9 protein-coding genes are annotated in these 12112 nt (G+C 68.7%); 5 read left to right on the forward strand and 4 right to left on the reverse strand.

The window, feature by feature from the left end:
* Positions 1–5: 5 nt before the first annotated feature.
* The 4 genes from AB0D34_RS31565 to AB0D34_RS31580 are packed head-to-tail and all read left to right on the forward strand — an operon-like array spanning position 6 to position 5245.
* On the forward strand, positions 6–986 hold the full coding sequence (locus AB0D34_RS31565) for a sugar ABC transporter permease (RefSeq protein ID WP_362667621.1): 981 nt from the start codon (positions 6–8) through the stop codon (positions 984–986).
* The gene (locus tag AB0D34_RS31570; RefSeq protein ID WP_362667624.1) at positions 983–1879 is read left to right on the forward strand and encodes a carbohydrate ABC transporter permease; all 897 of its coding nucleotides are present in this window, start codon (positions 983–985) and stop codon (positions 1877–1879) included. The genes AB0D34_RS31565 and AB0D34_RS31570 overlap by 4 nt, the downstream gene beginning before the upstream one ends.
* A gap of 34 nt (positions 1880–1913) precedes the next feature.
* Entirely contained in the window at positions 1914–3242 is a 1329-nt protein-coding gene (locus AB0D34_RS31575; protein ID WP_362667625.1) for a glycoside hydrolase family 36 protein, read from the forward strand.
* Positions 3239–5245 (forward strand): beta-galactosidase, encoded by a 2007-nt coding sequence (locus AB0D34_RS31580; protein ID WP_362667628.1) that lies wholly within the window; start codon positions 3239–3241, stop codon positions 5243–5245. Before AB0D34_RS31575 ends, AB0D34_RS31580 begins: the two co-directional genes overlap by 4 nt.
* 361 nt (positions 5246–5606) lie before the next feature.
* On the opposite strand, the gene AB0D34_RS31585 is transcribed toward AB0D34_RS31580, so the two are convergent.
* The 4 genes from AB0D34_RS31585 to AB0D34_RS31600 all read right to left on the reverse strand — a co-directional run bounded on the left by AB0D34_RS31585 (position 5607) and on the right by AB0D34_RS31600 (position 10416).
* The gene (locus AB0D34_RS31585; RefSeq protein ID WP_362667630.1) at positions 5607–7046 is read right to left on the reverse strand and encodes a GH1 family beta-glucosidase; all 1440 of its coding nucleotides are present in this window, start codon (positions 7044–7046) and stop codon (positions 5607–5609) included.
* 102 nt (positions 7047–7148) lie between these two features.
* Entirely contained in the window at positions 7149–8057 is a 909-nt protein-coding gene (locus AB0D34_RS31590; RefSeq protein ID WP_362667633.1) for a carbohydrate ABC transporter permease, read from the reverse strand.
* 11 nt (positions 8058–8068) lie between these two features.
* Positions 8069–9082 carry a sugar ABC transporter permease gene (locus AB0D34_RS31595; RefSeq protein WP_362667868.1) on the reverse strand — a complete coding sequence of 338 codons (1014 nt, stop codon included), beginning with the start codon at positions 9080–9082 and terminating at the stop codon, positions 8069–8071.
* 5 nt (positions 9083–9087) lie between these two features.
* Positions 9088–10416 carry an extracellular solute-binding protein gene (locus AB0D34_RS31600; protein ID WP_362667636.1) on the reverse strand — a complete coding sequence of 443 codons (1329 nt, stop codon included), beginning with the start codon at positions 10414–10416 and terminating at the stop codon, positions 9088–9090.
* A 355-nt stretch (positions 10417–10771) separates the two neighbouring features.
* Between AB0D34_RS31600 and AB0D34_RS31605 the strand changes: the two genes are divergently transcribed.
* The gene (locus AB0D34_RS31605; RefSeq protein ID WP_362667639.1) at positions 10772–12055 is read left to right on the forward strand and encodes a transposase; all 1284 of its coding nucleotides are present in this window, start codon (positions 10772–10774) and stop codon (positions 12053–12055) included.
* Positions 12056–12112: the final 57 nt, after the last annotated feature.

Below are 12112 nucleotides of genomic sequence, written 5' to 3' on the forward strand. Positions count from 1 at the left end.
GCTGAATGACTACCGACACCGACACGAAGAGCCCGGAGGCGGCCGCCGAGCCGCCTTCGGGCCGTGTGCCTGAGAACAAGCGGGTCCCGCAGGGCCACAAGCGTCTGCTGACCCGCCGTGACCGCGTCACGCTCGCCTTCATGGCGGGCGTGCCCACCGTCCTGCACGTGGCCCTGGTCTGGGTCACCGCCCTCGCCTCCATCGCCCTGGCCTTCACCAGCTGGGACGGCATCGGCTTCGACTCCATCAAGTGGGTCGGCCTGGACAACTTCAAGCAGTTGTTCACCGACAACCCGCAGTTCTGGCCCGCCGTTGAGCACAACGTCATCTGGTTCGTCGTGCTCATCCTGATCCCCACCCCGTTCGGCCTGTTCCTGGCCGTCCAGCTGGACAAGAGCATCCGGTTCTCCCGGGTCTACCAGACCGCGTTCTTCCTGCCGGTCGTGGTCTCGCTCGCGGTCACCGGGTTCGTGTGGCAGCTGGTCTACAACCCCGACACCGGGCTGATCAACAGCCTGATCGGGGCGAACAAGCCGGGCCACTACATCGACTGGATCGGCGATCCCGACCTCAATCTGTGGGCCGTTCTGATCGCCGCGTCCTGGCGGCACACCGGCTACATGATGATCCTCTACCTGGCCGGCCTCAAGGGCGTCGACCCCTCCCTGCGGGAGGCGTCCTCGCTGGACGGCGCGAACGAGTGGCAGACGTTCAAGAACGTCATCTTCCCGACCCTGCGCCCCACCAACACGGTCGTCCTGGTCGTCACGATCATCGAGGCGCTGCGCGCGTTCGACCTGGTGTTCGTCTTCAACAAGGGCGCCCAGGGCACCGAGCTGCTGTCGATCCTGATCACCAACAACATCATCGGTGAGTCCAGCCGGATCGGGTACGGCTCCGCGATCGCCGTCGTCCTGCTGGTCATCTCCCTCGTGGTCATCATCCCGTACCTGATCGCGACCTTCCGGAAGGAGCGGCGCGCATGAGCACCACCGTCGCCACCGGTGCGCCCGCCAAGCAGCGCACGCCCGTCCGTCCGGCCCGCGTCCTGCTGCACGTGTTCCTCGCCGGCACCGCGCTGGCGTGGCTCGCCCCGCTGCTGTGGGCGGTCTTCGCCGCCCTGCGGCCGTACTCCGAGACCAGCGAGAAGGGCTATGTGTCCTGGCCGGACACGCTGAACTTCGACAACTTCAAGAACGCCTTCCAGCAGTCCGACATGCTGCACTACTTCGGCAACACGCTGCTCATCGCGGTCCCCGCCGTGCTGGTCACGCTCCTGCTGTCGTCGATGGTCGCGTTCTACGTCAGCCGTTTCGACTTCCGGCTCAACATCGCGCTGCTGCTGGTCTTCACGGCCGGCAACCTGCTGCCGCAGCAGGTCATCATCACCCCGCTGTACCGCATGTACCTGCTCATCGACCTGCCCGGCATCACCATGAGCGGCAAGCTGTACGACTCCGCGCTCGGCCTGGTCCTGATCCACGTCGCGTTCCAGTCCGGCTTCTGCGCCTTCGTGCTCAGCAATTACATGCGGATGCTCCCGCACGAGCTGACCGAGGCCGCGCTGGTCGACGGCGCCTCGGTGTGGCGGATGTACTGGCAGATCGTGCTGCCGCTGTGCAAGCCGGCCATGGCCGCCCTGGGAACGTTGCTGTCCATCTGGATCTACAACGACTTCTTCTGGGCCATCGTGCTGATCTCCACCGGCGAGAACATGCCGATCACCTCGGCGCTCAACAACCTCTCCGGCCAGTACTTCACCGACCCCAACCTGGTCGCCGCCGGCGCCCTGCTCACCGCGATCCCCACCCTGATCGTGTACTTCGTGCTCCAGCGCCAGTTCGTCAGCGGCCTGACCCTCGGCGCCAACAAGGGCTGACGCCCTCTCCTTGCAACCGCGAAAGAGAACCACCGTGCCCCACCCCTTCACCCCGGTCGCCACCGTGCCCGTGGACGTGAGCACCGCCCGCGTCCACGAGGAGGGCTGGCAGTCCTGGAGCCCCAGCGGCGCCTACGCCCTCGGCGACAAGCCGTACCGCCCGACGAACGACAACTGGGCGACGGTCTGCTACCGGCCGGGCGTCACCGTCCCCGAAGGCACCTTCCAGGGTGAGGGGCTGCTGGCGCTCGACCCGGGCGACGGCACTCCGGTACGGCTGTGGGCGGCCCCGGAACCCACGCGTGCGGTCCCCTCGATCCGCCTGACCGTCGAGGGCGGCACGGCCGAGATCAGCGCCGACGGTCCGGTGAAGGAGTTCACGGGCACGGACATCCAGATGGTCCTGGGGGAGTGGGCCTCTTCGCTCGCCGTCGAGGCCCCTCGCCCGGCCCCCACCGTCTGGTGCTCCTGGTACGAGTACTTCACGGCGGTCACCGAGGACGACATCCACGAGAACCTCCGTGCGATGGACACCCTCGACCTGCCCATCGACGTGGTCCAGATCGACGACGGCTACCAGAAGGCCCTAGGCGACTGGCTCACCCTCTCCGGCCGCTTCCGCTCCCGCGCGGGCATCGCCGACGCGATCCGCGCCCGTGGCCGCCGCGCCGGCATCTGGACGGCCCCCTTCCTCGTCGACCCGGCGAGCGACCTGGCCGCCGAGCACCCCGACTGGCTGGTCAAGGACCTCGACGGCGGCTTCCTGCACGCCGGCCGCAACTGGGGCCACGACCTGAGCGTCCTGGACACCACCCACCCCGAGGCGGCGGCGTATCTCACCGAGGTCTTCCGCACCCTGCGCGCCGAGGGCTACGACTACTTCAAGGTCGACTTCCTGTACGCGGGCGCCCTGGAAGGCGTACGGCACGGCTCCGTGGACGCCCTCCAGGCGTACCGCGCGGGCATCGAGCTGATCCGCGAGGCGATCGGCTCCGAGGCGTACCTCCTGGGCTGCGGAGCGCCCCTCCTGGCCTCCGTCGGCCTGTTCGACGCGATGCGGGTCAGCCCCGACACGGCCCCGCACCGGCGCCCCGAGGCCGACGACTACAGCCAGCCCGGACAGGACCCGGCCGAGTTCACCGGCGCCGGCCGCCAGTGGCAGCACGGCCGCTTCTGGGTCAACGACCCCGACTGCCTGATGGCCCGCCCGGCCGTGGAGACCCGCGAGCGCTGGGCGGCCCACGTGGAGGCGACGGGCGGCCTGATGGCGTCCAGCGACCGCCTGCTGTCCCTGGACCAGTGGGGCGTGGAGACGACGCGCCGCCTTCTCGCCGGAATCGACATCGAGGGAGCCGACCGATGATCGCGGAGGGCATCGCCTACGGCGGCGACTACAACCCCGAGCAGTGGCCCGAGGAGGTCTGGGCCGAGGACGTACGCCTCATGCGCGAGGCGGGCGTGAACATGGTCAGCGTCAACATCTTCGCGTGGGCGCTCCTCGAGCCGCGCGAGGGCGAGTACGACTTCACGCGCCTCGACAAGATCCTCGCGCTGCTCCACGAGAACGGCATCGCCGCCGACCTGGCGACACCCACGGCGGCCCCGCCGGCCTGGTTCTTCCGCAAGCACCCGCAGGCGCTGCCGGTCGACAAGGACGGGCGGGGACTGTCGTACGGCAGCCGCCAGACGTTCTGCCCGTCGAGCCCGGAGTACCGCGAGGCGGCGCTGCGGATCGCCCGGGTGCTCGGGGAGCGGTACGCCGACCACCCGGCCGTGGTCATGTGGCACATCCACAACGAGTACGGCTGCCACAACGCGGAGTGCCACTGCGAGGTGAGCGCCCAGTCGTTCCGGCGGTGGCTGCGTGCCCGGTACGGGGACCTGGACGCCCTCAACGACGCCTGGGGTACGACCTTCTGGAGCCAGTGGTACTACGACTGGGACGAGATCATCCCGCCCCGCGCCACCGGAGCCGTCCCCAACCCGACGCACCAGCTGGACTGGCGCCGCTTCTGCAGCGACGAGCTCCTGTCGCTGTACAAGGCGGAGCGGGAGGTGCTGCGGGAAGCGGCCCCTTCCGTGCCGGCGACCACCAACTTCATGGTGATGTACAACTTCGACGCGCTGGACTACTGGCGCTGGGCACCGGAGTTGGACGTGGTGTCGAACGACCACTACCTGATGTCGGAGGATCCCGAGTCGGAGATCGACATCGCGCTCAGCGGTGACCTGGTCCGGTCCCTGGCGGGCGGTCCGTGGCTGCTGATGGAGCACTCGACGGGTGCCGTGAACTGGCAGCCGGTCAACAGGGCCAAGACGGCGGGGGAGTTGCGCCGCAACGCTCTCGCGCACGTCGCCCGGGGCGCCGACGGCATCGCCTACTTCCAGTGGCGGGCCGCGAAGGCGGGCGCCGAACAGTGGCACTCGGCGATGCTGCCGCACGCAGGCACGGACAGCCAGATCTGGCGGGACGTGGTCGCGCTGGGCGCGGACCTGAAGGCGCTCGCGGAGGTACGCGGCAGCACCAGCGCCGCGAAGGTCGCCGTCGCCTGGGACTGGAACGCCCGCTGGGCCCTGGAACTCCCCTCCCAGCCCAGCGAGTTGATCCGCTACCTGGACGTGGTCCGCTCCTGGTACGAGCCGCTGTGGCGCTCCGGCGTGGCCGTGGACTTCGTCCACCCCTCGGCCGACCTGTCGGCCTACCGCCTGGTCCTGGCCCCCGCCCTGTACCTGGTGGACGACGAGTCCGCGGCCAACCTCACCGGTTACGCGGCGCGCGGCGGCACCCTCGCCGTCGGCTTCCACAGCGGAGCTGTCGACACCAACTGCCATATCCGCCTGGGTGGTTACCCGGGCGCCTTCCGCGAGGCCCTCGGCGTCAGCACGGACGAACTGTTCCCGCTGCTGCCCGGCGAGACGGTCGCCCTCGACGGCGGCGGTACGGCGTCCCTGTGGACGGAGCGGGTGCGCCTGGCGGGCGCCGAGGCGGTGACGTCGTACACCTCGGGACCGCTGACCGGAATCCCGGCGGTGACCCGGCACACCTACGGCGAGGGCACGACCTGGTACCTGGCCACCCACCCGGACCCGGTCACCCTCGCGGGGGTGCTGGACCGCATCCGTGCCGAGGCTGGGGTGGAGCCGGTGCGGGAGACGCCTCAGGGGGTGGAGGCGGTGCTGCGGCGGGCTGCGGACGCGGACTACCTCTTCCTGATCAACCATGGTGAGCGGGACGCCGACGTCGTGGTCGCGGCGGATGCCACGGATCTGTTGGCAGGCCGCCGGGTCGAGGGCGGCAAGGTGGCCGTTCCGGCCGGGGACGTCGTGGTCGTGCGGGAGTCGCGGACCCGCGCCCCTCAGCGGTAGCGGAGGACGTGGAGAGAACGCACCCCCGTGTCGTCCGGTGCGACAGGGGCGTCACGGGCTGCGTCGATCAGCACGAGGCCGTGGAGAGTGTGGGCAGCGACGACGAGCAAGCCGACGGACTCGCGACCTCTGCGGTCTGAGCGACGGACCCAGACCACCGCGCGGGCTCCGTCGGGAGAGGTGGCGAGTTCGGCCATCGGCCACCACTGAACGTGAAGCCATGGGCTTTGCTGGGTTGTTGCCCCGGCTTTGCAGATTCTCGGTCTTGAACGGTGCGCTGCTCCGAACAAGCCGGGGCGCGGCACCCCCCTCGGCTGCCGCGCCCCGTTCCCCTTCCCCCGGACCCCCGTCTCCACAGTGGCTACTGGATGCTCTGAACCTCCGGAAGCGTGCCCGTGCGGGCTGCCCGGCCGTACCAGAGGGCGCTCGACTTGGGTGTCCGTTCCAGCGTCGTGTAGTCCACGTAGACCGCGCCGAATCGCTTCTCGTAGCCGTACGCCCACTCGAAGTTGTCCAGCAGGGACCACAGGTAGTAGCCGCGCACGTCCGCGCCGTCGGCGATCGCGCGGCGGACGGCGGCGAGGTGGCCGTGCAGGTAGGCGATCCGCTCGGGGTCGTGGACGCGGCCGTCGGGGTCGGGCTTGTCGTCGTAGGCCGCGCCGTTCTCCGTGATGTAGATCGGCAGGCCCGGGGCCTCACGGGTGTAGCGCATGATCAGCTCGTGCAGGCCCGTCGGGTCGATCGTCCAGCCCATCTCGGTGCGCTCGCCCGGCGTCTGGTGGAAGGTGACGTCGTCCGCGCCGGGCCAGGGGGAGTGGTCGCTGCTGCCGTGGCCGTCGGCGCGCGGGCCGGCGGCCTCCGCGTCGGTCGCCGATACCAGCGCGGGCGTGTAGTAGTTGAGGCCCAGCGCGTCGAGCGGCTGGTTGATCAGGGCGAGGTCGCCGTCCTCGACGAACGACCAGTCGGTGATCAGCTCCGTCGCCGTGAACAGCGTCTGCGGATACGCCCCGTGCAGGATCGGCCCGTGGAAGATCCCGTTGGCGAGGTCGTCGATCTTCTGCGCCGCCGCCAGATCCGCCGCGTCCCGCGAGAAGGGCCGTACCACCGAGGAGTTGAGGCTGAGCGCCACCGAGTTGCGGGCCGGCATCGAGGCGCGCAGGGCAGAAGTGCCGAGTCCGTGCGCCAGGTTCAGGGTGTGCGCCGCCTTCAGCGAGGCCGCCGGGTCGGTGCGGCCCGGCGCGTGCACACCGGAGGCGTAGCCGAGGAACGCGGCGCACCACGGCTCGTTGAGCGTGATCCACTGCTCGACCCGGTCGCCGAGCGCCTCCCCGACGATCTGCGCGTACTCCGCGAACCGGTAGGCCGTATCGCGCTCCGGCCAGCCGCCCGCGTCCTCCAGCTCCTGCGGCAGGTCCCAGTGGTAGAGCGTCACGGCCGGCTTGATGCCGTGCGCGAGGAGCTCGTCCACGAGCCGGCGGTAGAAGTCGAGACCCCGCTGCACCGCGGGACCGCGGCCGGTCGGCTGCACCCGGGACCAGGAGATCGAGAAGCGGTACGCCGTCAGGCCCAGGTCGGCCATGAGCGCCACGTCGTCGCGGTAGCGGTGGTAGTGGTCGACAGCGATGTCACCGTGCTCGCCGCCCGCGGTCTTTCCGGGCGTGTGGCTGAAGGTGTCCCAGATGGAGGGCGTACGGCCGTCCTCCCGCACCGCCCCCTCGATCTGGTAGGCGGAGGTCGCGGCACCCCAGAGGAAGGTGGGGGGAAAGGTCACCGGGGTCGCCGGCGATTCGGACTCAGGCATGGAAGCGCTCCCATTGGAGGTCGGGGAACAGGCCGACTGATAGAGGGGGGAGGAGGAAAGGGGGCCGGGGCGGCGCTGACCCGGCCCTCGAGAAGCAGGGGCTCAGCCCTTCACGGCGCCCTGCATGATGCCGCCCACGATCTGCTTGCCGAAGATCGCGAACACGACCAGCAGCGGCAGCGTGCCCAGCAGCGCGCCCGCCATGATCAGGGACTGGTCGGGGGTGTAGCCGCGGCCGAGGCCCGCGACCGCCACCTGCACGGTCGGGTTGCCGGTCTGGGTCAGGACCAGGAAGGGCCACAGGAAGTCGTTCCAGGTCTGCACGAACACCAGCATGCCGAGCACGGCCATCGCGGGGCGCGCGGCCGGGAACACCACGTGCCACACCACGCGCCAGCTGCTCGCGCCGTCCACCCGGGCCGCCTCGATGATCTCGTCCGGCAGCGCCTGGATCAGGTACTGCCGCATGAAGAACACACCGAACGCACTCACCAGCGACGGGAAGATCACTGCCTGGAGCTGGTCGGTCCAGTCGAGCTTGGCGACCATCATGTACAGCGGGATCACGCTCAGTTGCGGCGGAACCATCATCGTGCCGATGACGAGCAGCATCAGGGCGCCCCGGCCGCGGAACCGCAGCTTGGCGAAGGCGAACCCGGCGATCGTCGACAGGAAGACGACGGTGACCGCCGAAACCCCGGCCACGAACGTGGTGTTGAAGAACGCCTCACCCAGGTTGGCGTCGTTCCAGGCGATGTCGAGGTTCTTGAAGAGGTTCGCGCCGAACCAGAACGGCGGCGGGGACTCGGCCAGCCGGTTGGTGTCGCGCGAGGCGGCGATCGCCGTCCACACCAGCGGGAACAGCGAGACGATGCTGAACACGGCCAGGATGAGGTAGGCGACGGGGCCGGCGTGCAGCTGCCCGCCCGCGCGCGCGGCCTTCATGCCGCGGGAGCGCTTCGGCGGCTCGGGCACCGCGTCGGCCGGGGGTTTGGTCAAGGTCGTCGTCACGGCCGGTTCTCCTAACTGCTGGCGCGCAACCGGCGCGAGATGACGTAGTTGACGATGCCGATCACGATGAGGATCAGGAACATCGTCCAGGCGATCGCCGAGGCGCGGCCCAGGTGCTGGTTGACCCAGCCCTGCTCGTACAGGTACAGGCCGAGCGTCTGGAACTGGTGTTCCGCGCCTCCGGAGGAGCCCTTGTTGACGTCGAACAGCAGCGGCTCGCCGAACACCTGGCTCGCCCCGATCGTCGACACCACGGCGGTGAACAGGATCGTCGGACGCAGCGACGGCAGCGTCACATGGAGGAACTGCCGCCAGCGGCTCGCCCCGTCCAGGGCCGCCGACTCGTACAGGTCGTGCGGGATCGCCTGCATCGCCGCCAGGTAGATCAGCGCGTTGTAGCCGGTCCAGCGCCAGACGATGATCGTCGAGACGGCGATCTGTGAGGGCCACTTGTCGCCCTGCCAGTCGATCGCGTCGACGCCGACGAAGTGCAGCGCCCAGTTGATCATGCCGTAGTCACGGCCGAAGAGCAGCACGAACACCAGCGAGGCGGCGGCGATCGAGGTCGCGTACGGCGCGAGCATCACGACCCGGAAGAAGGTCGAGGCGCGCAGCTTGTAGTTGAGGATGTGCGCGATGCCCATCGCCATCAGCAGCTGCGGAACCGTCGAGATGATGCCGATGGTGAGAGTGTTCTTCGCCGCGTTCCAGAAGAACTCGTCGTCGAAGATCCGGGTGTAGTTGCGCAGACCCACCCAGCTCATGTCGGTCGGCGCCGTCAGTTCCACCTGGTGCAGGGAGGCCCAGCCCGTGTAGATCAGCGGGAACAGGCCGAACGCGATGAACAGCAGGAAGAACGGCGAGACGAACGCGTACGGGCTCCAGCGCATGTCGCGCTGCCAGCGGCGGGAGAGCCGGGCGCGCTTTTTGGCCGCCTCGGGCGATACCGCCTCGGCGGGCGGGCGGCCCGGGGCCGCGCCCCCCTCCTTGGCGGGGGGCGCGGCGGTGTCGTTGCGGGTGGCCATACGGGTCACTGGTCCAGGTTGTTGTCGATGGTCTTGACCGCCGTGTTCCAGGCCTCCTCCGGCGACTTGCCCTTCGTCACCAGGATGACGCCGTTGTCCGACAGACCCTGCATGATGATCTGGTCCTTCGGGCCGATCACCTGCACCGGGGCCGACTTGGCCGCCTCGGCGAAGACCGGGCCGATCTTGTCCGTACCGGTCATCTCGTTGGTCGCGCCGGTGACTTCGGGCATGGTGTAGGCGGCCGGGGCACTCGGGAAGCTCGCCTGCACCTTGAACAGCGTCGCCTGCTGCTTCGGCGCGGTCAGCCAGGTGATGAACTCCTGGGCCTCCTTCACATGCTTGCCGCTCTTCGGCACGGTGAGGAAGGTGCCGCCCCAGTTACCGCTCTTGGGCGAGGTGGCCACGGCCCACTTGCCCTTCGAGTCCGGCTTCGCGTTGCCCTTGATCGTGCCGAGCATCCACGGCGGGCAGGCGATCGCGGCGAACTTGCTGTTGGCGATCGTGGTGTTCCAGGACGGCTGGAACTGCGTCTGCGGCTGGACCAGACCCTCCTGGGCCGCCTTGGCGGCCAGGTTGAACCCGGCGCGGATGGCGGGGTTGGTCTTGTAGATGACCTCGCCGGAGGCGTCGTAGAACTTCTCCTTCTCGCTGCTCAGGATCGCGTTGAGCAGACCGCCGGGGGAGTCCATGAAGTAGGTGCCCTTGGGCGCCTTCGCCTTGTACTGCTCGCCGACGTCGACGAGCTTGGCCCAGTCGCCCGCCCACAGCGCGCCGACCTCGTCGGGCTTGGTGGGCAGGCCGGCCTTCTCGAAGAGGTCCTTGCGGTAGCAGATCGCCATCGGACCGACGTCGGTGCCGAGGCCGATCGTCTGACCGTCCTTCGTGGTGGCCTGCTGCCACTTCCAGTCCAGCCAGTTGCTCTTGTCCACGCCCGCGACCTTGGACATGTCCGTGAGCTTGTCCGCCTGCGTGGCGGTGACCTCGGCGATGTTGGCGACCTCGACGGCCTGGACGTCCATCAGACCGCTGTTGGTGGTGAGGTGGTTCACGAGCGGCGGGTAGTAGTTCTCGTTCCGCTCGATCACGTTCTGGCTGATCTTGATGTTCGGGTGGAGCTTCTCGTACTCGGCGTAGAGGCCGGCCTCCTTGAAGCCCATGGTGCCGAACAGACCCACCGTGATCGTGGTCTTGCCCTTGCCGCCGCTGTCCGACGAGCCGGAATTGTCTCCGTCGTTTCCGTCGTCGGCACAGCCGGCCAGCAGGCCCGCGCCCATCGCGGCGACGGCGGCGAGGACCACCGTCCTGCGGGCGGTTCGGGTACGTGCTCGCATTGCGTCCTCCTGTTGCCCTGACGTGCCGACCCCCCGGCCAACTGCGTTGTTGGGCCCGTTCGTTCATGCTGCGGCTCGGGCGGGGAACGTGCGGGATGTTTATGTGTCAGGTACCGTGGGAGCGCTCCCATCGGTGATGTGTTGAAGGTTCGCGGGTTGGAGCGAGGGTGTCAAGGGAGCGTGCAGGGCGATATCGCTTTGAGACGTTTCCCTCGCTGGGGCCGGGTCTTTGGCCGCTGTGGAGGGTGGCGCCGTCGAAGCGGGCGGGCGGAGACTGTGCGGTGGCGATCACTCATTCGAGGGAGGCTGATCTGTTCTCATGCGACGTCGTCATGGCGCCGATAGCTTCCTTGTCGTGAAGCTGGTCGTGCAGGTCAAGCTCCTGCCGACGCCTGTTCAGGCGGCGGCTCTCGAGGTGACCCTGCGCGCCTGTAACGAAGCCGCCTCGTGGGTGGCCGAGGTGGCGTTCGAGAGCTCGGTGTACAAGAACTTCACACTGCGCAAGCACTGCTACGCGGAGCTCAAGAGCCGATGGGGGTTGGGCGCGCAGGCTGCCCAGCACGTGATCAAGAAGACGGCCGACGCATACAAAGCTCTGCATGCAAACCTGAACGCACACGGCAAGAGAAACCCGAAGCGGAAGCCGAGGGATGCGAAGCGTCCCCTCGCGTTCCGTCCGGAATCTGCGCAACCGTACGACGACCGCATGCTCTCCTGGCAGACGGAAGCACGCACCGTCTCCGTGTGGACGACGCGTGGCAGGCTCAAGGACATCGCCTTCGTTTGCGGTTCTGAGCAACTCGCCACACTGTCCCGATACCGAAGGGGCGAGTCGGACCTGGTGCACCGCGACAATGCCTGGTTCCTGCTCGCCACGTGCGAGGTACCGGAAGCGGCACTCAAAGACAGCCCGGTGGACTTCCTCGGAGTCGACCTGGGGATCGTGAACATCGCTACCACCAGTGACGGCGAGATCATGTCCGGGCGTCGGCTCAACCGCTCACGGGCCCATGACGGCGCGCTGCGGAGGAAGCTTCAGAAGAAGGGCACCAAGTCCGCCAAACGACGCGCGCAGCGTCGACGCCGGAAGGAGGCACGGCGGACTCGGGATATCAATCACAAGATCGCGAAACATGTGGTGGCCGAGGCGGAACGCACCGGTCGCGGAATCGCCCTGGAGGATCTGACGGGCATCCGTGAGCGGGTACGGCTTCGTAAGCCCCAACGGGCCACCCACTCCAGCTGGTCCTTTGCCCAGCTGGGGCAGTTCATCGCGTACAAGGCCCGCCGGGCGGGGGTGCCGGTGGTGTACGTCGATCCGGCGTACACCTCGCGCACCTGCGCCGAGTGCGGCCACGTGGACAAGGCGAACCGGGTCTCCCAGGCCTGGTTCGCGTGCCGGTCCTGCGGATTCGTTGATCACGCGGACCGGAACGGCTCCCGCAACATCCGCGCCCGTGCGTGGGAGTTGTGGCGAAGCGGGGCCCGGTCAGTGGCCCCTGTCGGCCCCGGACGGGGGCGGCTGAACGCGGGCGAAGCATCACCGCCAGTGGTGCCCGCAACGCAAGCTTTGCCGCGCAAGCGGCGGGCGGCTGACTTATCAGCCCGTCACAGGCCCACCGAGGCTGTCAGCGTTTGAGGGGCAGGCCGATCAGGTTTGAGCGGGGCACGGTAGAGGTAGCCCCGGCGACAGTCG

Origin of the sequence: Streptomyces sp. NPDC048420, assembly GCF_040651535.1 — a bacterium.
Lineage (GTDB): Bacteria > Actinomycetota > Actinomycetes > Streptomycetales > Streptomycetaceae > Streptomyces.

Excerpts from the sequence above, each read along its gene's own strand:
- AB0D34_RS31585 (WP_362667630.1), bottom strand. The coding sequence starts at position 7,046 with ATGCCTGAGTCCGAATCGCCGGCGACCCCGGTGACCTTTCCCCCCACC.
- AB0D34_RS31565 (WP_362667621.1), top strand. The coding sequence starts at position 6 with ATGACTACCGACACCGACACGAAGAGCCCGGAGGCGGCCGCCGAGCCG.
- AB0D34_RS31580 (WP_362667628.1), top strand. The coding sequence starts at position 3,239 with ATGATCGCGGAGGGCATCGCCTACGGCGGCGACTACAACCCCGAGCAG.
- AB0D34_RS31570 (WP_362667624.1), top strand. The coding sequence starts at position 983 with ATGAGCACCACCGTCGCCACCGGTGCGCCCGCCAAGCAGCGCACGCCC.
- AB0D34_RS31595 (WP_362667868.1), bottom strand. The coding sequence starts at position 9,082 with ATGGCCACCCGCAACGACACCGCCGCGCCCCCCGCCAAGGAGGGGGGC.
- AB0D34_RS31600 (WP_362667636.1), bottom strand. The coding sequence starts at position 10,416 with ATGCGAGCACGTACCCGAACCGCCCGCAGGACGGTGGTCCTCGCCGCC.